We start from the raw sequence: 19,788 nt of genomic DNA, 5'->3' as shown, positions 1-19,788 counted from the left end.
CTCTCACCACTCGACCATGAGCTCGCGGGGAGCGCGCTGGAGCGTGACCACACGCCACGGGACCTCCCCGGCCGGCACGGCCAGCCGCAGCCGGGGGAAGCGCCGCAGCAGGGCGCCGAGCGCGATCTGCAGTTCCATGGTGGCGAGCTGGGCGCCCAGACAGCGGTGCGGACCGTGCCCGAAGCCGAGGTGGGGGTTGTGCTCCCGGTGGAAGTCGAGCTCGTCGGGGGAGTCGAACACGGACCCGTCGCGGTTGGCCGACATCATCGCGGGCAGCACGGCCTCACCGGCCCGCACCAGGCCCGCGCTGAGCCGGACGTCCTCGGTGGCCACCCTGGGGAAGGACGTGGCCCGCAGCAGGGGCACGTAGCGCAGCATCTCGTCGACCGCCCGCGGCAGCAGCCCGGGGTCCTCCCGCAGCTCCCGCAGCTTGTCGGGGCGGGTCAGCAGCAGGTAGACGAAGTTGGAGATCTGGTCGGAGGTGGTCTCGTAGCCGGTGACGAGCACGCCGACGGCGAGGTCGAGCATCTCCTTCTCGGTGAGCCGGTCCTCCTCGTCGCGGGCCGTGACCAGGACGCTCAGCAGGTCGTCGGCCGGCTCCCGGCGCCGCTGCTCCAGCAGGCGGGCCACGTACGCCCGCAGGTTGCCCAGCGCCCCGAGGACGTCGTCCAGGGTGTAGCGGTCGCCCGTGGCCGTCAGGGTGGTCTCGGCCCACTCCTGGAGCCGCTCGCGGTCCTCGAAGGGGACTCCGAGCATCTCGAAGATGACGAGAGCGGGCTGAGGCCGGGCGAAGACGGTAACCAGATCGGCCGGGGAGCCCTGCTTCTCCATGTCGTCGAGCAGGTCCTCGATGATCCTCTCCACCCGCGGGCGCAGCTGCTCGATCCGCCGCATCGTGAACGCCTTCGCCACCACGCGCCGCAGCCGGGTGTGCTCGGGCGGGTCCATCGCCACGATCGCCTCGGGGCCCGGCCCGATGGGGGTGTGCGCCGGCTGGTCCCCGGCGACCGCCCTGGCCCGGCTGAAGCGCGGGTCGCCCAGGACGAGCTTGACGTCCTCGTACCGGGTCGCCAGCAGGGCGGGCGACCCGTACGGGCACTGCACGCGCGTCAGCTCCCCGTCGGACCGCAGCCGCGCGTAGGCCGGGTCCAGTTCGAGCCGGTCGGGTTCGCTGAACGGATACGGCCTGGGATCCTGCTCGACGGTCATCGAAGCACTCCTCTCGCTGGTGATCGGCTCGCGGCCGCCTCGCCCGAGGCTGCCGCACCGCTTTGGAGCACCGATGGAGACCGGCTCGAGCCCCGGCCCGCGGAGTCGGGGCCGGGGTACGAGGGCGGGGGGAGTGGGGGGTGGGAGCGGCACCGCATCAGCGGCGTACGGACCAGCGGCGCATCGCGGGGCGTTCCACCAGGGCCCACAGGGCCCAGGCGAGGAGCACCGACACCGCGAAGGCGCCCGCGAGGAACGCGACGGCCCCCGGAGTGCTCCAGGCCGGTCCGGCCAGGCCGCCGTGGCCGTCCGGGGTGCTGCCGAAGGCCAGGTGCCCGTAGTGCAGGACGAGCCGGTGCAGGAGGTAGAAGGCGAAGGAGATCTCACCGAGCCAGACCATCGGCCTGGTGCTCAGCACGCTCCGGCGGCCCTTGATGTCCGAGGCCGCCGTGGCGGCGACCAGCAGGGCCAGCGGGATGGCGGTGATCGCCGCGAACCGGTAGAGGAAGGGCACGTACAGCGAGGCGGCGTAGGCGGCGCCCACGAGCAGCGAGGCCGGCAGGACGCCCAGGCCGATCCAGCGGCCGGTGAGCACGATCCGGGCCAGCAGGATGCCCAGGGTGAACTCCAGGGCGCGGACGACCGGGAAGTCGTAGAGGAACCAGATCTGGACGAACGAAGCGTTCCCCCACATGAACTGCGGCTGGTCGGGCAGGAGGAGCTGGGCCGCCACCGGCATCAGCACGATCATCACCGCCGTGCCGCCCGCCCAGTACCACAGCCGGTTCGGCCGGATCCGGTTGGCCAGGGCGAACAGCAGGGGGAAGACCAGGTAGAAGGCCGCCTCGACGGACAGCGACCAGCTCACGTCGTTGGCGCTGCCGACGTAGGCGATGTCCGGCACCCACGAGTGCACCAGCAGCAGGTTGGCCAGCGCCGGGAGCACGCCGGTGGAGGCGCCCGTCCAGGCCAGGAGGACGAGCGCGAGGACGAACGTCACCACGTGGTTCGGGAGGATCTTGGCGAACCTGCGGCGCCAGAAGCGCGGGGCGCTGTCGCCGGGCCGCGCCGACCAGGCCAGGACGAAACCGCTCAGGGCGAAGAAGAACGAGACGCCGACGAAGCCGGCGGACGCGGTGCCGAAGAGGTAGGACTCCTGGGCCCCCGGGTCCCGGAACAGGAACTCCAGGCCGCCGTGGAAGAGGAAGACCAGGGCCGCCGCGACGAAGCGGAGGCCGGTCAGGGAGGGAAGGCGGGGGGAGGCGGACGGCGGGGTGACCCGCCGGGACGGGGCGCCTGCCGCCCCGTCCGCCGCTCTCTCCAGGGGTGTGATCGTGGGTTGCATGAGGTGCCCCCGTTGTCGTTTCGAGCGCCGGTGGCGCTGTGGGTCCGCGGAGTATCGGGCGGCCGGCTCGCGGACCGCTGGAGGACGCCGTTCAGCCGGGGGCACGCACTCCAGGCGGAGTCGACCGGGAGTCGAGGGCCCGGCGGAAGGATGGGGGCCGGATGTGCTTGCTCTCCGTGTGTGCACGGCAGCCGGGCAAGCCGAAGCGGGCCGTACCGGCCACCGGAAGAACCCACAGGAGACCCCATGACCCACCTGCTCCACATCGACTGCTCGGCCGTGTCCCAGGGTTCCGTCTCCAAGGAACTCGCGGCCGCGTTCCGCAAGACCTGGAGCGAGAGCCGCCCGGACGGCGCCGTCGTCCACCGCGACCTGGGCGCCGAGGCGATCCCGCACCTGGACGAGGCCGGCATCACCTCGCAGTTCATCCCGTCCGAGGTGCAGTCCCCCGAGCAGAAGGCCGCGGGGGCGCTGCGCGAGAAGCTGGTCGAGGAACTGCTGGGCGCCGAGGCCGTGGTGGTCAGTTCGCCGATGTACAACTGGACCATCCCCTCCACCCTCAAGGCGTGGATCGACCAGGTCCTGGTGGCCGGCCGCACCCTGACCTTCGGCGACGACACCAACCCGCTGGCGGGCCGCCCGGCGACCCTGCTGCTGAGCTACGGCGGCGGCTACACCCCCGGCGCCCCGCAGGAGCACTGGAACCACGTCGACCCGTACCTGCGCACCGTCTTCGAGGACGCCCTGGGCATGGACCTCACCGTCATCACCGCGCAGCTGACGCTCGCGGGCAAGGTGCCCGGGATGGAGGAGCTCGTCGAGATGTCGCGGCAGTCCCGGGAGGACGCGCTCCGCGCCACCGAGGAGCGTGCGGGCAAGGTGGCCGCGGCCCTGGCCGCCGCCTGAGCCCCGCTCCCCCGGGGCGGAGCACGGCGGTGAGGGTGACGTCGAAGGAGCCCGCCACGGCGCCGTCCGGGCCGTGCAGGACCGCGGTGCCCGAGGACGCGTGGGTGTCGCCCGAGACGGTGACCTGCTGGATGCTGTGGATGGTGCCGGGGGCGCCGCCGTCGGGGTCGGGCAGCGGGTGGGTCACGTGGTAGACGAACGACCCGTCCGGGCGCGGGATCCAGTGCCCCGGCCCGCCGAACGCGGGCTCTCCGTCGGGTCCGGCCGGGCCGATCGCCTCCATGGTGTGATCGTCCCGGAAGACGAACGTGGTGCTGTAGGGGGCGGGGACGCCGTCGATGGCCGAGGTCGCGGTCCAGGTGCCCACCAGGGAGGCCGTTTCGCTCTTCGCTGATGCCGTCATGGCCGCAGAGCATCTCCCCCCGCGCTCGGAAGCCGCTCGACCCGGTCTGGTGCGGTCCGGGCCGGCACCCTCGACCGCCCCTCCAGCCGTCCCCGAGGCCGCCGCCGGACGGTGGCCGGACCAGCCGTGGTCGTCGGCCGCCGACGGCGTGAGCGAGGGGACGAAGGAACGATGGTCGAGCGACTGCTCCAGCTCTACGACACGACCCTGCGCGACGGAACACAGCAGGAGGGCCTGGCGCCGACGGTCGAGGACAAGCTCGCCGTCGCACGCCACCTGGACGCCTTCGGGGTGGGCTTCATCGAGGGCGGCTGGCCCGGAGCCATCCCCCGGGACACCGAGTTCTTCCGCCGGGCGCGCACCGAACTGGGCCTGCGCAACGCCGAACTGGCGGCCTTCGGCGCCACCCGCAGGCCCGGCACCCTGGTCACCACCGACCCGCAGGTACGGGCGCTGCTGGAGGCCGAGACCCCGGTGGTGACCCTGGTGGCCAAGAGCCACACCCGGCACGTCGAACTCGCCCTGCGCACCACGCTCGCCGAGAACCTGGCGATGATCGGCAGCACCGTGCGGCACCTGGTACGGGCCGGCCGCCGCGTCTTCGTCGACGCCGAGCACTACTTCGACGGATACCTCGCCAACCGCGAGTACGCCCTGGAGGTCGTCCGCGCCGCCGCCGAGGCCGGCGCCGAGGCCGTGGTGCTGTGCGACACCAACGGCGGCTCCCTGCCGGACGGCATCGGCGCCGTGGTGGCCGACACCCTCACCGCCACCGGCGCGCGCCTGGGCATCCACTGCCACGACGACTCCGGCTGCGCGGTGGCCAACACCCTGGCCGCCGTGGACGCCGGCGCCGACCACGTGCAGGGCACCGCCCACGGCTACGGGGAGCGGTGCGGCAACGCCAACCTGTTCACCGTCGCCGCCAACCTGGTCCTCAAGCGGGGCCGCACCGACGTCATCCCCGCCGGGCGGCTGCGGGAGATGGCCGAGACGGGCCGCGCCATCGGCGAGCTGACCGGGGTGCACGCCCACCCGGCGGCCCCGTACGTCGGCGCCTCCGCCTTCGCGCACAAGGCCGGGCTGCACGCCTCCGCCCTGCGCGTGGACCCCGACCTCTACCAGCACATAGACCCGGGCCTGGTGGGCAACGCCATGCGCACCCTGGTCTCCGACATGGGCGGGCGCTCCTCCATCGAGCTCAAGGCCCGGGAGCTGGGCTACGAGGTCTCGGCCGGCTCCGAGCCGGTGGCGCGGGCCGCCGCCCGGGTCAAGGAGCTGGAGGGGCGCGGCTACAGCTTCGAGTCCGCCGACGCCTCCTTCGAACTGCTGCTGCTGGAGGAGCTGACCGGCGGCGGGCTGGAGTACCCCTTCGAGGTGGACGCCTGGAAGGTCGGCGTCGAGGAGCCGGCCGGCGGCGAGGTGCGCACCGAGGGGTCGGTGCGGCTGCGGATCGACGGCACGCCGCTGGCCGCGACCGGCACGGGCAACGGGCCCGTCAACGCCCTGGACCGGGCGCTGCACCAGGCGCTCGACCCGTTCTTCCCCGAACTGGCCCGGCTGGAACTGGCCGACTACCAGGTCCGGGTGCTGGGGAACGGATCGGGCAGCGCCGCCGCCGCGCGCGTCCTGATCACCTTCACCGACGGGCGCCGCCGCTGGGGCACCGTCGGCGTGGACGGGAACACCGTCGCCGCCTCCTGGCGGGCCCTGCTGGACGCGGTCCGCTACGTCCTGCTGACCGAGCGCGGGGCCGACCACCGCGCCGGGCGCCGTACGGACGCGGCCCCCGCCGAGACCGTCCCCGCGGTGGCGGTCGCGGGCTGACGCGCCGTCCCGGACGGCACCGACGACACCCGGACGAGACAGGGAGTGGACCGTGCGAGTGGAAGACCTCTACATACGGGGGACCGGAGTGCGGCTCCCCGCGTCCCTGCCGGTGGCCGACGCGGTGGCGTCGGGCGACTGCCCGGAACGGGTGGCCGCGGCCACGGGCATGGTCTCGGTGGCGTACTCGCCGGACGAGTCCGCCGCCGAGATGGCGGTGCACGCCGCCCGCACCGCCCTGGAGAGGGCGGGCGGCAGCGGCGGCGACACCGACCTGATCCTGCACGCCGACACCTACCACCAGGGCCAGGACCTGTGGCCCGTCGCCTCCTACGTGCAGCGCGAGACGCTCGGCAACAACTGCCCGGCCATCGAGATCCGGCAGATGTCCAACGGCGGCATGGCCGCCCTGGACCTCGCCCACTCCTACCTCACGGCCGTCCCCGGGCGCCGCGACGCGCTGCTGACCACCGCCGACCGGTTCTGCGAGCCGGGCATCGACCGCTGGCACACCGACCCGGGCACCCCGTACGCCGACGGGGCCACCGCGCTGGTGCTCTCCCGGCGCGGCGGGTACGCCCGGCTGCGCTCCCTGGCGATGCTCGCCGACCCGGAGCTGGAGCCCCTGCACCGCGGTGACGAGCCGTTCGGGCGGGTGCCCTTCTCGCACCGCATACCGGTGGACTTCGAGGAGGCCAAGCGCTCGTTCGTGGCCCGGGTGGGCATGTCGTACGCCGTCACCCGCGCCCACGCCGGGCAGCAGACCGTGCTCAAGCAGGCGCTGGCCGACGCCGACCTGGAGCTGGGCGAGGTGGACTGGGTGGTGCTGCCGCACTTCGGGCGGCGCCGGCTGCAGTCCATCTACTACCAGCCGTTCGGCATCGACCCGTCCCGCACGGCCTGGGAGTGGAGCCGCACGGTCGGGCACCTGGGCGCGGGCGACCAGTTCGCGAGCCTGGACCACCTGGTCGTCTCCGGCCGGGCGGAGCCCGGCGACAACTGCCTGCTCGTCGGCGTCGGCGCCGGCTACAGCTGGGGCTCGGCGGTCGTGGAGATCCTGGACCGTCCCGACTGGGCGCGCACCGCCTGAGCGCACCACCTGAGCGCACCATCCGAACACGCCGCCGGGGCAGGGCTCCTGGACACGCCGTCCCAGCCCCTGGCGCGGCGGCCGGGCGCCGCCCCGCCCGCGACTCCCGCCCGGTGATCCGCCGGCGGGCTCGAACCTCCCTCCTCCGGCGCTCCAGCCCTGCTCGAGCGCTCCCTGCCAACCTGACACAGGCGCCGTGCGAGCGGCGCGACCCGAAGGGAAGACCCGCCATGGTGCCGAACACCGCCACCGCCGTCGCCGAAACCGCCGGGACCGTCCGGACCCATGTCACCGAGCACACCGTCGTCGTCGACGCGTCCGCGGACACCGTCCACGGCCTGGTGGCCGACGTCTCGGCGTGGCCGCAGGTCTTCGGCCCCACCATCCACGTCGAGATCCTGGAGGAGCACGCCGACGAGCAGCTCCTGCGGATCTGGGCCACGGCCAACGACCAGGTCCGCTCGTGGACCTCGCACCGCATCCTCGACAGCCGCGCCCGCACCGTCTCCTTCCGCCAGGTGGCCTCCGCGCACCCGGTGGCGTCGATGGGCGGGAAGTGGCTGGTGGAGCCCAACGACGACGGCGGCAGCCGTGTCGTCCTGCTGCACGACTACACCGCCGTGGACGACGACCCGGCGGCGGTCGAGCTGATCGAGCGGGCGGTGGACCGCAACAGCCGCGCCGAACTGACGGCCCTGAAGAACGCCGCCGAGCAGGGCGGCGCAGGCGGGAGCGGCGGGCAGGGCGGTGCGGAGGACGGCGGGCTGCGCTTCACCTTCAGCGACTCGGTGGACGTCAACGGCTCGGCCGAGGACGTCTTCGCCTTTCTCGACCGCGCCGACCTGTGGCCCGAGCGCCTGCCCCACGTCGCCCGCATCGGCCTGGAGGAATCCCCCTCCGACGGCGGCGGCTCCACCGTCCAGCGCATGGACATGGACACCCGCAGCCCGGACGGCTCCCTGCACAACACCATGTCCGTGCGGGTGTGCTTCCCCGACCGGTCCGTCATCGTCTACAAGCAGCTGCGGGTGCCGGTGGCGATGAGCGGGCACACCGGCCGCTGGGAGATCGAGCCCCATGGAAAGGGCGTGCGCGCCACCTCCTGGCACACCGTCACCCTCGACCCCGAGGGGGTGCGGCAGCTGCTGGGCCCCCAGGCCACGCTCGCCGAGGCCCGCGCCAAGGTCCGGCAGGCCCTGGGAGCCAACAGCACCACCACCCTTCTGCACGCCAAGCGGTTCGCGGAGAGCCTTCATGACCGATCGTGACCTCAGCAGTCCGCTGACCACAGTCCACCGGTTCACCGTCAAGGGGGACCCGCACCGGTTCGAGCGGGAGTTCCGTGAGCACTCCCAGTACCTGCGCCGCCGGCGGGACTTCTCCTATCTGGTGACCGTGCGGCTGCTGGACTCCCCGGGCTCCTACGTCCACGTGGGGCACTGGCGGAGTCTGGAGGGCTTCATCGAGACCGTGCACACCGAGACGTTCCTCGAACACGTGCGGTGCCTGGAGCCCATGGTGGACACCGAGGCCGACCAGGCGGTCAGCGTCGACCGCCTGCTGGTGCGCAACGCGAACCCCGGTCACGACAACGTGGTGCTGCTGCGGTGCACGGTGCTGGGCGGGGCCAGGGAGTTCGAGAAGGAGGCCCAGGAACTGGCCCGGAGCCTGGCCGGTACCGAGGGCTTCGGCGGCTTCGACCTGCTGCGCTCGACCTTCCGGCCGCAGCGGTACCTGGGCATGGTGTGGTGGACCGACACCGGCGCCTGCGACCGGGCCCTGGCCGGCGCCGAGCGCGACGGGGCGTACGACGGGCTGGCCAGGGTGGCGCGGCTGCGCGTCGAGCGCACCCGGCACATCGCCTACGAGCGGGGCCGCGCCGGCTGAGCGCGGCGCACCGGTACGGACGGGCCGGGCCCTCCCGGGGGCCCGGCCCGTCCGCGTCCGCTTCCCGTCCGCGTCCGTTCCGCGAGCATCCCTCTAGCCGCGGGGCGCACCCTGCCCGCATGGCCAACGACACACCACAGGCCCTGCTGACCGTCGTGCGGGGGAACCCCGACGCGGGAGAGCTGGCCGCCGTCACCGCCGTACTGCTGGCGCTGTCGGCCCACCGGGACCCGGCGGACGCCGGTGACCCGCGGGGACCGCGGGCCGCGCCGGACGCCGGCGATCCGCAGGCGTCCGCGGACCGTGCCGACTGGTCCGCCGGGCGGGTCGGCTACCGCCCGCCCACGGCATGGTCACGGGCATGACGGGGCGCGGACCCGCCGGTCCGGGCGGCACGCCCGGCCCCCGGGAGACGCTCGCCGGTCCGGGGGATGTCGAGTCCGGTTCGAGAGGGCGTTCGTACCTTCCCGGAGGAGTCACACGGGCCGGCGCCGCAGAAGCGGCGGCCGCGACGGCACGCGAGGGGGAGGCGATGAACGGTTACCGGAGCTTCACCGATCTCATTCTGTCCAGGGCCCAGGAGACGCCCGGACGGGCGGCGCTCGTCCTGCTGGACGAGGCCGGCGGCCCCGGCGGTGGGCAGACCGCCCGGACCGTCTCCTACGCAGAGCTGGACCGGGAGGCCAGGTCGCTGGCCGGCTGGCTCCAGGAGCACGGCGCGCGGGGCGAGCGGGTGCTGGTCCTGCAGTCCTGCCGGCGGCTGTTCGCCGTCAGCCTGGTGGCCTGCCTGTACGCGGGGGCCGTCGCCGTCCCCGTGCCGCCCGCGGGCGGCCGCCGCCACCACGAGGAGCGGGTGGCCGGCATCGTCAAGGACGCCGCCGTGCGGATCGCCCTGACCGAGGCCGCCGAAGCCCCCGAGGTCTCCCGGCTGCTGGCCCGCGCCGGGTACGGGGACGTCGCCTGCCTGCCGGTGGACGCCGTCCCCGGGGCGGGGCCGTGGCACCGGCCCGACCTCGGCCCCGACTCCGTGGCCTTCCTCCAGTACACCTCCGGTTCCACCCGCGACCCCCGCGGTGTGGTGGTCACCCACGGCAACGTCATGGCCAACCAGGCGGCGATCGGCCGTGCCCTGGGCACCCGGCCCGGCGACCGGCTGGGCGGCTGGCTGCCCTTCCACCACGACATGGGGCTGGTGGGCCAGCTGCTGCACCCGCTGTGGCTGGGCGGCACCGCCGTGCTGCTGTCCCCCACCGCCTTCGTCAAGCGGCCGGTCCGCTGGCTGGAGGCGATCTCCCGGTACGGCGTGCGCGTCAGCGGCGCCCCGGACTTCGCGTACGAGCTGTGCCTGCGCCGGATCACCGACGAGCAGCTCGCGGATCTGGACCTGTCCGGCTGGGAGACCGCCGTCAGCGGCGGCGAGCCGGTGTGCGACAGGACCCTGCGCGCCTTCGCCGAGCGGTTCGCCCCGGCCGGGCTGCGGCCCGGGGCGCTCACCCCCTGCTACGGGCTGGCCGAGGCCACCCTGCTGGTGACCGGCGCCGTGCGCGGACTGGGCGAGGAGCCCGCACGGCTGGTGGTCGACGCCGCCGCGCTGGAGCGCCACGAACTGCGCGCCCCCGCTTCGGACCCGGACCCGGAGGCGGCGGCCGCGCCCGGCGCCGCGCACCGCACCCTGGTCTCCTGCGGTCCCGTCGCCGACGGCGAACTGCGCGTCGTGGAGCCCGTCGGCGGCGAGGTGCTGCCCGAGGGCCGCATCGGGGAGATCTGGCTGCGCGGCCCCGGCGTGGCCCGCGGCTACTGGGGCCGCCCGGCGGAGACGGCGCAGGCCTTCGGCGGACGCACCGCCGGCGGGGACGGCGGCCACCTGCGCACCGGGGACCTGGGCGCCGTCGTGGACGGCGAGCTGTACGTCACCGGCCGCCTCAAGGACATGATCGTGGTGGCCGGCCGCAACATCTACCCGCAGGACCTGGAGCGTACGGTGCAGCGGGTCAGCTCGCTGTTCGGGGCCGCCACCGCGTTCGCCGTGCCCGGCGAGCGGGACCGGATCGTCGTCGTCCAGGAACTGCGCGCCCGCGGCCGGTACGACATCGACCTGGCCGCGCTGACCGCGGCGGTGGGCAACCGCCTGACCGAGGAGTTCGAGGTGCGGCCCGGCGGAGTGCTGCTGGTGCGCCCCGGCACGGTGCGCCGCACCACCAGCGGCAAGGTGGAGCGCGCCGCGATGCGCGGCCTGTTCCTCCGCGGTGAACTGCGGCCGCTGCACGAGGAGATCCTTCCCGAGGTCAGAGAACTGATGACGGCCGGAGCACGGTGATGGGGGCGTACGAGGACCGCGCCGACGCGCTGGAGCGCGCCTTCGGCCCGCTGGAGGACCCGGCCAACCCGCTGGGCCAGGACGCGATCCTGGCCGCCGACGCGGCGGGCCGGATGCCCACCGGTGCGGAGGAGGTCCTCGACGCCCACGGTTTCAACGCCGAGTTCGTGCCCGCGGAGCTGGGCGGCGGACTGTCGCGGATGGACGGCCTGGGCCGGGTGCTGCGGCCGGTCTTCCGCCGGGACGCCTCGCTCGGCTTCGGCTACGGGCTCAACTGTTTCTTCGCGGCCGCCCCCGTCTGGATCGGGGGCAGCGCCGGGCAGCGGGCCGAGGTCGCCGGGCATCTGCTCCAGGGCCGCCGCGTCGCCGTGGCGCGGCACGAGGTGGCGCACGGCAACGACTTCGTCCGCGAGGAGTTCACCGCCCGGCCCGTCGGCGGCGGGTACCTGCTGAACGGCAGCAAGTCGGTGATCGCCAACGCCTCGCGGGCCACCGGGCTCGTCGTCTTCGCCCGCACCGGCGAGGGCGGCGGCGGGCGCAGCCACTCGGTGCTGCTGCTGGACCGGGCCGGGCTGCCCGAGGGCCGGCTGACCGATCTCGCCAGGCGTCCCACCAACGGGATGCGCAGCGCCGAGTTCGGCGGGCTGCGGGCCACCGACTGCCCGGTGCCGGGCGGGGCGCTGGTCGGCGAGAGCGGCGGCGGCTACGAGCTGTCCCTGCGTTCCTCGCTGCTCATCCGGGGCCTGATCCCGTCCATCGTGCTGGCCGGGGCGGACACCGCGCTGCGCACGGTGGCCCGGTTCGCGGCCCGCCGCAGGGCCACAGGGCGCTCCCCGCTGGACGTCCAGCATGTGCGCGACGTCCTCACCGGCGCCTTCCTCGACCTGCTGCTGAGCGACTGCCTGGCCCTGGTGGCCACCCGGGGGCTGCATCTGATGCCCCGGCGGACCAGCGCGTACGCCGCCGCGGCCGCCTATCTGGCCCCGAAGATCGTCGCGGAGTCGATGGACGGGATGTCCGCGGTCCTGGGCGAGGAGAGCCTGGCCCGGGACGGCGCGTACGCGATGTTCGCCAAGCAGCTGCGCGATCTGCCCGTCACCTCGCTGGGCCATGCCGGCAGCGCGGGGCGCCAGGTCAGCCTCCTGCCCCAGCTCCCCTTCTTCGCGCGGCACGTGTGGTTCAACGACGCCGAGGCGCCCGCCGGGCTGTTCCGGCTCCACGGGGACCTGCCGCCGCTGGACCCGGCCGGGCCCGCCCTGCTGGGCGACAGCGATCCGCTCGCCGCCACCCTGGTGGCCACCGACGGCCTGCTGGGCTCCGACGACCTGCCCGGGGACGTCCCGGGGGACCGGGGCGCGCTCGGCACGCTCACCCGTACCCTCGTCGCCGAACTGGGCGAGTTGCGCACGGCGTTCGCCGGGATCGGGGCGGACGACCGCGCGGCCCTGGTCGATCCGCGCAGCTTCGCGCTGGCCGACCGGTACGCCCTGGTGCTGGCTGCCGCCGCCTGCCTGGGCGTGTGGCGGGAGCAGCGGTCCGGCGGCGCCGCCGGACCCTTCCTCGCCGACCCCGCCTGGCCCACCGCGGCCCTCTACCGCCTGTGCCGGCGGCTGGGGCTGCCGCTCCCGGAGCGGCCCGCCGCGTGCGAGAGCCGGGTGCTCGCCGAGGTCCTGGCACGACTGCACGGCCGGCGCAGCTACGACCTCTACGGCACGCACCTGGCCTGACCGCCTCCGCGCCGCCCCCTACGAACCGCAGAAAAGGAGCGCGAGATGTCCGTACCCCCCCGCCGGGTGCGCGAGCAGGCGTACGCCGACTGGCTGACCGAACGCCTGGCCCACTACCTCGGCCGGCCGGTGGAGGAGGCCGTGTCGTTCGCCGAGCACGGCCTGGACTCCGTGGCCGCGCTCAGCCTCTACGGCGACATCGAGGAGAAGTACGGCCCGCTGATCGACCCCACCGACGTCTGGGCCTACCCGACCGTGCGCGCCCTGGCGCGGTACCTGGCGCTGCGGGACCCCCGCCCCGGCGGGGACGGCCGGGTGCGCGCGGCGTTCGTCTTCACCGGGCAGGGCTCCCAGCACCCCGGCATGACCGCCGGGCTGTACCTGCACTCCACGGGATACCGCGCGCATCTGGACGAGGCGGCGGACGCGCTGCTGCCCTACACCGGGCTGTCGGTCGTCGACCTGATCCTCAGCGGGGACGCGCGGATCCACCAGACGGCGTTCACCCAGCCCGCCCTGTTCGCCGTCGAGTACGCCCTGGCCCGCACGCTGGAGGAGTCGGGGGTGTGCCCGGTGGCGGTGCTGGGCCACGGCATCGGCGAGTTCGCCGCCGCCACCGTCGCCGGGGCGCTGACACTGGAGTCGGCGGCCCAACTGGTGGCGTTACGGGGCGCGTTCATGCAGTACCTGCCCTCCGGCGGCGGGATGACGGCCACCTGCGCCCCCGCCTACGAGGCCGCCGAGCTGCTGTCCGGCGAGCCCGGGGTGAGCATCGGCGCGGTCAACGCGGCGCGGGCCACCGTGCTGTCCGGGGAGATCGCCGCTCTGGAGCGCGTCCAGGAGAAGCTGGCCGCACGCGGCATCGCCGCCACCCCGCTGAACGTCACGCACGCCTTCCACTCCCCGCTGATGGCGCCGGTCCTGCCGCGCTTCGAGCAGGTGGCCCGGAGACTGCCCGGCGGCGCGCCGCGGGTGCCGTTCTACTCCACGGTGCGGGGCGGTTACACGGGCGAGCCGCTCTACGCCCCCTACTGGTCCCTCCAGATCACCTCCACGGTGCGGTTCGCCGACGCGGCCCGGCAGCTGCTCGCCCAGCAGACCCCGACCCATGTCGTGGAGATCGGCCCCAAGGCGGTCCTCACCCCCTTCGTGCGCCGTATGGGCGGCAGCCGGGGGCCGGTCTGCCTGCCCATGTGCCGGGGGCCGGAGAGCAACGCGGTGGACCTCGCCGGAGTGCTGTCCGAGCTGGACGCCGGTCCGCTCTCCGTGTCCCTGGCGGAGGGCTGAGGTGGCGCCCACCGCACAGCCCGCGGGGAGCGGGGGGCACGGGGGACACGGCGGAGGGGCGCCGGGCCTCCTGGAGGTCGCGGGCCCCCACGGCCACTGGGACCCGGTCCGGCGGGAGCTGGCGCACCGGGGGACCGCGGTGGTGGCCGGGCGCCTGCCCGACTGGCGTCTGCCGGGCGGGGAGACGGCGCTGCGCCGGATGCTGGGCCGGGACTGGCACCGCTACGAGGCCATGGCGCAGCCCCTGATGAAGGAACGTTTCTCCGCTTCCCGGCTGCTGCTGCGGCACGTGATCGCCGCGGCGATCGACACGGCCCCGGAGCAGGTGGACCTGGCGTACCAGCCCGGCGGGCGGCCATACGTGCGCGGCTGCGACCAGATCGACATCAGCCTGAGCCACACCCGCGAGACGCTGGTCGCCGGGATCACCCGCAGGGGCCGGATCGGGGTGGACGTCGAGTCGGCGGACCGCCGGATGGCCGGCACCGGTTCGGAGTCCCAGGGCTGCACCCCGTACGAGCTGGCCCGGCTGGACGAGGGGGAGGCGGGCGACCGCAACGCCACGCTGGTGCGGCTGTGGACCCTGAAGGAGGCGTACAGCAAGGCGCTCGGCCAGGGGCTGCGCTTCCGGTTCACCGAGTTCGGCTTCGACCTGGGCGCGGACCGGATCCGGCTGGTGCGGCCCGACGGGACCCCGGCGGGCGGCGACGACTGGGCGTTCGGCACCGGCGTGCTGGGCGGGGACCCGGACGGCGACCCGGACGGCGGGCAGGCCGGGGGGTACGTCGTCGGCACCGCCGTGTACGACTCCGGTTTCGGCGAGAACTCCGACCTGTCGGTGCGCACCGCCCTGGACGCCGGCCTCCTCGACGCGCTGCTCGGCGCGGCGTCCCCGCCCGCCTCCTTCGGGGCGGACCCGTGAGCGGACCGCGAGCGGGGTCCCGCGGGGCACACGGCTCAGGGGATCCAGCCGGCCTCCTCGGCGATCCGCACGGCGTCGATGCGGTTGCGGGCGTTGAGCTTGGTGACGATGGTCGTCAGGTAGTTGCGGACGGTTCCCTTGGACAGGTAGAGGGTGCCGGCGATCTCGGCGGCGTCGGCGCCCTGCGCGGCGAGCCGCAGCACCTCCAGCTCCCTGGGGGAGAGGGGGTTGTCGGGGCAGTCCCAGGCGGACAGGGCCAGCTGGGGGTCGATGACGCGCTGGCCCTGGGCCACGGAGCGCACGGCGTGGGCGAGCCGGTCGGAGGGAGCGTCCTTCAGCAGGAACCCGGTGACGTGCGCGGCCAGGGCCCGGCGCAGGGTGCCCGGGCGGCCCAGGCTGGTGAGGATCAGGGTCCGGCAGGCGGGAAGCCGCTCGTGCAGGTCGGCCGCCGCCGTGAGTCCGTCGACACCGGGGAGGTCGACGTCGAGGACGGCCACGTCGGGCCGGGTCTCCAGGGCGCGTTCCACGACGAGGTCCCCCCGGTCGACGGCGGCCACGACGCTGAAGTCGGGTTCCAGCTCCAGCAGGGCGACCAGCGCCCCCCTGATCATGTGCACGTCCTCGGCGAGCAGGATCTTCACCGACAGCATTGGCCCCCCAGACCGGAATGGTGTCCGGCCCCCGGACCGGAACGCTCGTGTCAGGCCGCGGATCTCGCGGCGTCCGCCGTGCCCAGCCCCCCGGTCCCCGGCGGGTGCGCCGCCGCGGTGGGGTGTGCGGGCGCCCGGGCGACGAGGTGGAACCGGCCGTCCTCGCGGACACCCGCCTCCACCCGGCCGCCGATCGCCGAGAGCCGGGTGCGGAGGTTGCCCAGGCCGCTGCCGCTGTGCGGGGAGCGGTCCGGGCGCTGCCCGGCCACCCCGTCGTTGACCAGCCGGAGCACCACCGTCTCCCCGTCGGACTCGACCGAGATCACGCAGGTCTGGGCCTTGCTGTGGCGGAGGATGTTGGTGACCCCCTCCCGCAGCGCGGTCGCCAGCACGGTGTCGGTGACCGGGTGCAGCCGGCCGCAGGAGATATCCGCCTGCGCCCGGATCTCGGCCGTCGCCAGGATGGCGGCGGCCGAATCCGCCTCCGCCTCCAGCGACATGTCGCGGTAGCCGCTGGCGACCAGCCGTACGTCCGACAGCGCCTGCCGGGAGACCTCCAGGACGGAGGCGATCTCCTCACGCGCCCGGTCGGGCCGGGAGTGCACCAGGCGGTAGATCAGCTCGCTCTTGAGCGTGATGGCCGACAGGCTGTACCCCAGCAGGTCGTGCAGGTCGCGGGCGAACCTCAGGCGCTCCTCGGTGACCGCCATCCGGGCCATCTCCGCCCGCGAGGCCTGGACCTCGGCCACCAGATCGCTCAGCCTCGCCGTTCCGTAGAGGATCAGCCCCGCCATCATGGTCGAGGTCGTCAGATAGGCGACCGTCACCCAGTCCAGACCGGCCGAGACGGTCATGGCCAGCATGGTGCCCGCGATCACGCCGTAGGAGGGCCAGGCCACCCGGCCGGGCAGCAGGAGCAGCAGCGAACCGGCCAGCGGGCCGGCCATGCTCCCCCAGTTGAGGCCGAAGAAGAGGAACGGCAGGTAGGTCAGCACGGCCTGCGCCAGCAGGGTGGTGCAGCGCCGCCGTAACGACCAGCGCTGCGCCCCGGGGGATATGTGGAGGAACTGGAAGACGAAGACCACGGCCACGCACCCCAGGCACAGCAGCACCTGACTCCGCTCGGCGCCGCTGCGCAGGACGTTGAGCAGCGAGATCCCCGAGTAGTACACCAGGGTGGCGACCGCGATGGTCCTGGCCAGCTTCGGGGCCGGCAGTTCGCGGTGGCGCGCCTGTGACCACCGGGAGGACGTGCTCCGGGCCCCCGCTTGAGCGGGAGCCCGGAGGGAGGAGGCGCTGTCCGGGGTGTCCTGCACCTGGCTGCTCCTCGGTCAGAAGCCATGACGTTGAACCATGAGTTGACCGCATCGTATTGGCCATGGCTTGACTCTGGCCACCGACGAGGAGCAGCGTCCGAAATCAGACGAACAGCGGTATCGGATTCAGATTCTCGTAGGCCGTCGGGCGTTCGAGCCGGCCCAGTGCCACCGGTATGTCGAACAGACGGCCCGGCGCGAAACGCGCCCAGAAGTGACGCAGACCGGGAGCGATCACCCTGACCACCGGAACGCCCACGTCAGGACGTGTCTGATCGAGTACGAGCAGCTCCGTCCCACGGGCTTCGAGAAGAGACCGGGCCGTCTCCACGTCGTCGTACAGATCGTGACGGGGGATGTGCGTGTAGTCGGATGGGGTCAGTGGCGTCGTTGACTGGTCCGGAGCCAAATATGGCTGATTCCTTATGGTCGCACGGGTCCACCACGACAACAGCTCGGGAGGTGCGGCACCGTATCCGGCCCCGTTCTCCCCGACCCGGGCCACCGAGGCGGCCAGCTGCCCCATCTCCGTCAGCGCGCGGCGCAGCGCCAGCCGGGGATCGAAGTGGGCGCCGAACCCCAGCACGATGTCCTGCGCGGGCTTGTCCGTGCGCCGCGACAGCGCCGCCATCACGGGAATGCCCAGGTCGGCGGTGAGATCCAGGACCCACAGCCGCCGTTTCATCCGCGCGTAGACCTCCCGCAGCCCGGCGAGCCAGGGCTCGTCGAAGGTGTCCAGGTCCACGGCCGGCTGGCGGGTGCGGTTGTACCACCACAGGGCCACCGCGTCGCGCTCGACCAGCTCCAGGAAGCCCTGGACGACGGCGTCCTCCAGGCTGCTGCCGGCCGCGTTCCCGTTGGAGTCGGCGCGGGGCCCGCCCGAGCCGGTGGAGGAGCGGTGGCCGAAATACAGCATGGAGGTCGGCAGCAGCCGGTGGGCCCGGGCCGTCAGGGACCACACGGGCGTCCACTCCACCGGGCGGTCGGCGTCGAAGGGTGCGCACACCTGGTGGAAGGGGGAGGCGGTGGCGTTCCAGCGCTCCCGGTCCCGGAACTGCCGCTCGTCGAAGAGCTGGCACGCGTTGGGGTGGATCGCCCGCTCCCCCAGCCCCCGCAGGCTGTCGTACACCATGGGTTCGTCGCCCTGGCGGGTGGCGCTGTAGCGCTCCACCGCCTCGCACAGCGCGCCGACCTCGGCCTCCAGCGCGGTGACGCCCTTGCCGCCGCTGAGACTGCGCAGCCCGCCGCGGAGATCGGCGAGCGTGTGGGCGTCCAGCGCCAGGTTGTGGCCCGAGACGTAGGAGTTGAGGCCGTCGGGCAGCCGGGCGTCCCGCCGCACCTCGCGCACTATCCCGGTGACCGGATCCACCAGATGCCCGTACCGCTCCAGGACCTGCTCGGGGGTGAGGGAGCGGTCGTTGCTCCCGCCCCGCGCCGCCTTCGGCCGGGGTACCAGGGGGAGCGGCCGCCACACCTGCCCGGACACCAGCGAGGGGTCGCCGCACTCCGGGCACTGGGGACGCCGGTACACCGTGTGGTGGCCGGTGCGCAGGGTGAGGGTGTCCAGGACGCGGACGGCTTCCTGGCCCTCGTTGCGCACCCCCGCCAGCCACTTCGCCGCCTCCAGCACCGCCATCCGCAGGCCCATCCCACGCCCGGCCGCCAGGGAGGCGGACGGGCGGGGCAGGGGCGCGTCGCTTCCGATGGCCCGCTGGAGCGGCACCTCCGAACGGCGGTGGATGCGGATCCGGTGAGCCAGGCAGGACCAGCAGGGCCCCGAGCCGGGCCGGAACACCGGCCCCACCCAGGGCTCGGGGCCGCAGGGGCCGGCCAGCAGCCAGGGCAGCCCGCGCTCGCGGTGCCAGGCGTCCACGGACCGCAGGCCGGGGGCCAGGTAGTCGTCGCAGAGCACCAGCGAGAAAACGTTACTGCCGGGCCCGCCGTCGCCGCCGTCGCCGCCCGGCCGCTCTCCCTCGGGAGGAGGGAGCGGCCCCAGCACCCTCAGACCGGACTCCTCGCAGGCCGCGCGGGCCCGGTCGCCGTCCACCCCGCCGACGGTGATCAGCCGTACGGCGGTACGGGCCAGCGCCGCGCCCGCGGCGCCGCCGTCCAGACCGGCCAGCTCCCAGTAGGCGGCCGCCGATACGTCGGTGCCCTCCCCTGGAGCGGACCGGTAGCCGACGAGATTGGCCCGCGCCAGCTCCCCGATGATCCGGCCGGCCTCCGCCGGAGGGACCAGGGCGCCCGCCTCGCGCAGCACCCCGGCCACCGTGCGGGTGCCGTCCAGCAGCGGGGCGAGCGCCTCGGCGGGCCGGCCGTACAGCGCCCTGACCCCGCGCGGCGAGAGCAGGTAGACCGCCTCGCCGGGCACCACCTCGGCCCGCAGATGGCGACGGAAGCCCACGAAGGGGCCGCCGTCGGCAGCCTCTTCGCGTTGTCTCACGCCCCCACCGGCCCCGGGACCTCCAGGCGGAGGTCGTCCGCGCGGGTGCAGCCGAAGCAGGCCAGCTGCTCGGCGTCGCGGGTGTCGAGCTGCTCCAGGTCCTCGATGAGCAGCGGGTCGCCGGCGTAGACCGGCTCGGACGCGTACAGGCCGAGCTCCGCGAGGATCGCCACGGAGTCCGGCACGCCGCCGTGGGGCGCCTCGGCGGCGGGCAGGCCGAACCCGGACAGCACCGCGACCGGGTCGGCGGTGTACCGTGCCTCCAGGCCGGGCTCCAGCCCGGTGCGGGCGGCCAGTTCGGCGAAGCGCCGGTCCTCCGTGCCGGTGTGCTCCGTCGAGGCGGTGGCGGGCGTGTTGGTTCGCATCTGAAGACCCCCATATGAGTCGGACGGCCGAGCGTTCGAATCAATCGTGATGATTGTGTGATCCATGCCACCCGGGAGCCCAGTGCGGCGTTCA

The 19,788-nt window shown here is 74.2% G+C and carries 16 protein-coding genes; 10 read left to right on the top strand and 6 right to left on the bottom strand.

Annotated features, from left to right (window positions below; all coding sequences use genetic code 11):
• Nucleotides 1-3: 3 nt before the first annotated feature.
• The gene (locus tag ACW69E_RS22775; protein WP_457500138.1) at nt 4-1,209 is read right to left on the bottom strand and encodes a cytochrome P450; all 1,206 of its coding nucleotides are present in this window, start codon (nt 1,207-1,209) and stop codon (nt 4-6) included.
• A 157-nt stretch (nt 1,210-1,366) separates the two neighbouring features.
• Entirely contained in the window at nt 1,367-2,554 is a 1,188-nt protein-coding gene (locus tag ACW69E_RS22770; RefSeq protein ID WP_457500137.1) for an acyltransferase family protein, read from the bottom strand.
• A gap of 246 nt (nt 2,555-2,800) precedes the next feature.
• Between ACW69E_RS22770 and ACW69E_RS22765 the strand changes: the two genes are divergently transcribed.
• The 10 genes from ACW69E_RS22765 (at nt 2,801) to ACW69E_RS22720 (ending at nt 14,920) form a co-directional block, all read left to right on the top strand.
• Nucleotides 2,801-3,460, top strand: coding sequence for an FMN-dependent NADH-azoreductase (locus ACW69E_RS22765; protein WP_457500136.1), 660 nt, complete (start codon nt 2,801-2,803; stop codon nt 3,458-3,460).
• Between the two features lie 574 nt (nt 3,461-4,034).
• Nucleotides 4,035-5,690, top strand: coding sequence for a citramalate synthase (gene cimA / locus ACW69E_RS22760; protein ID WP_457500135.1), 1,656 nt, complete (start codon nt 4,035-4,037; stop codon nt 5,688-5,690).
• A gap of 52 nt (nt 5,691-5,742) precedes the next feature.
• Nucleotides 5,743-6,780, top strand: a complete 1,038-nt coding sequence (locus ACW69E_RS22755) for a ketoacyl-ACP synthase III family protein (RefSeq protein ID WP_457500134.1) — start codon at nt 5,743-5,745, stop codon at nt 6,778-6,780.
• Between the two features lie 230 nt (nt 6,781-7,010).
• Entirely contained in the window at nt 7,011-8,048 is a 1,038-nt protein-coding gene (locus ACW69E_RS22750) for an aromatase/cyclase (protein WP_457500133.1), read from the top strand.
• Nucleotides 8,035-8,667, top strand: coding sequence for an antibiotic biosynthesis monooxygenase family protein (locus ACW69E_RS22745; protein WP_457500132.1), 633 nt, complete (start codon nt 8,035-8,037; stop codon nt 8,665-8,667). Before ACW69E_RS22750 ends, ACW69E_RS22745 begins: the two co-directional genes overlap by 14 nt.
• A gap of 119 nt (nt 8,668-8,786) precedes the next feature.
• Complete coding sequence (locus tag ACW69E_RS22740; protein WP_457500131.1) at nt 8,787-9,032, top strand: acyl-CoA carboxylase subunit epsilon; 246 nt, start codon at nt 8,787-8,789, stop codon at nt 9,030-9,032.
• A 167-nt stretch (nt 9,033-9,199) separates the two neighbouring features.
• Nucleotides 9,200-10,984, top strand: a complete 1,785-nt coding sequence (locus tag ACW69E_RS22735; RefSeq protein WP_457500130.1) for a fatty acyl-AMP ligase — start codon at nt 9,200-9,202, stop codon at nt 10,982-10,984.
• Nucleotides 10,984-12,711 (top strand): acyl-CoA dehydrogenase family protein, encoded by a 1,728-nt coding sequence (locus tag ACW69E_RS22730; protein ID WP_457500129.1) that lies wholly within the window; start codon nt 10,984-10,986, stop codon nt 12,709-12,711. Before ACW69E_RS22735 ends, ACW69E_RS22730 begins: the two co-directional genes overlap by 1 nt.
• Nucleotides 12,712-12,756: 45 nt before the next feature.
• Nucleotides 12,757-13,998, top strand: a complete 1,242-nt coding sequence (locus ACW69E_RS22725; RefSeq protein WP_457500128.1) for an acyltransferase domain-containing protein — start codon at nt 12,757-12,759, stop codon at nt 13,996-13,998.
• Between the two features lies 1 nt (nt 13,999).
• Entirely contained in the window at nt 14,000-14,920 is a 921-nt protein-coding gene (locus ACW69E_RS22720) for a 4'-phosphopantetheinyl transferase family protein (RefSeq protein WP_457500127.1), read from the top strand.
• Nucleotides 14,921-14,955: 35 nt separating this feature from the next.
• Here ACW69E_RS22720 and ACW69E_RS22715 read toward each other — a convergent pair whose 3' ends face one another.
• From ACW69E_RS22715 to ACW69E_RS22700, 4 genes are all read right to left on the bottom strand, one after another.
• Nucleotides 14,956-15,570, bottom strand: a complete 615-nt coding sequence (locus ACW69E_RS22715; RefSeq protein WP_457500126.1) for a response regulator transcription factor — start codon at nt 15,568-15,570, stop codon at nt 14,956-14,958.
• Nucleotides 15,571-15,620: 50 nt separating this feature from the next.
• Nucleotides 15,621-16,886 (bottom strand): sensor histidine kinase, encoded by a 1,266-nt coding sequence (locus ACW69E_RS22710; RefSeq protein ID WP_457500125.1) that lies wholly within the window; start codon nt 16,884-16,886, stop codon nt 15,621-15,623.
• Nucleotides 16,887-16,989: 103 nt separating this feature from the next.
• Nucleotides 16,990-19,329: a TOMM precursor leader peptide-binding protein gene (locus ACW69E_RS22705; RefSeq protein WP_457500124.1), complete on the bottom strand. Its 2,340-nt coding sequence runs from the start codon at nt 19,327-19,329 to the stop codon at nt 16,990-16,992.
• Nucleotides 19,326-19,694 (bottom strand): hypothetical protein, encoded by a 369-nt coding sequence (locus ACW69E_RS22700; RefSeq protein WP_457500123.1) that lies wholly within the window; start codon nt 19,692-19,694, stop codon nt 19,326-19,328. The genes ACW69E_RS22705 and ACW69E_RS22700 overlap by 4 nt, the downstream gene beginning before the upstream one ends.
• Between the last annotated feature and the right edge of the window lie 94 nt (nt 19,695-19,788).

The organism is Streptomyces sp. SS8, assembly GCF_054072955.1.
This window is presented reverse-complemented; position numbering and strand designations above follow the sequence as displayed.

Excerpts from the sequence above, each read along its gene's own strand:
- ACW69E_RS22775 (WP_457500138.1), bottom strand. The coding sequence starts at position 1,209 with ATGACCGTCGAGCAGGATCCCAGGCCGTATCCGTTCAGCGAACCCGAC.
- ACW69E_RS22770 (WP_457500137.1), bottom strand. The coding sequence starts at position 2,554 with ATGCAACCCACGATCACACCCCTGGAGAGAGCGGCGGACGGGGCGGCA.
- ACW69E_RS22765 (WP_457500136.1), top strand. The coding sequence starts at position 2,801 with ATGACCCACCTGCTCCACATCGACTGCTCGGCCGTGTCCCAGGGTTCC.
- cimA (WP_457500135.1), top strand. The coding sequence starts at position 4,035 with ATGGTCGAGCGACTGCTCCAGCTCTACGACACGACCCTGCGCGACGGA.
- ACW69E_RS22750 (WP_457500133.1), top strand. The coding sequence starts at position 7,011 with ATGGTGCCGAACACCGCCACCGCCGTCGCCGAAACCGCCGGGACCGTC.
- ACW69E_RS22745 (WP_457500132.1), top strand. The coding sequence starts at position 8,035 with ATGACCGATCGTGACCTCAGCAGTCCGCTGACCACAGTCCACCGGTTC.
- ACW69E_RS22740 (WP_457500131.1), top strand. The coding sequence starts at position 8,787 with ATGGCCAACGACACACCACAGGCCCTGCTGACCGTCGTGCGGGGGAAC.
- ACW69E_RS22735 (WP_457500130.1), top strand. The coding sequence starts at position 9,200 with ATGAACGGTTACCGGAGCTTCACCGATCTCATTCTGTCCAGGGCCCAG.
- ACW69E_RS22730 (WP_457500129.1), top strand. The coding sequence starts at position 10,984 with ATGGGGGCGTACGAGGACCGCGCCGACGCGCTGGAGCGCGCCTTCGGC.
- ACW69E_RS22725 (WP_457500128.1), top strand. The coding sequence starts at position 12,757 with ATGTCCGTACCCCCCCGCCGGGTGCGCGAGCAGGCGTACGCCGACTGG.
- ACW69E_RS22715 (WP_457500126.1), bottom strand. The coding sequence starts at position 15,570 with ATGCTGTCGGTGAAGATCCTGCTCGCCGAGGACGTGCACATGATCAGG.
- ACW69E_RS22700 (WP_457500123.1), bottom strand. The coding sequence starts at position 19,694 with ATGCGAACCAACACGCCCGCCACCGCCTCGACGGAGCACACCGGCACG.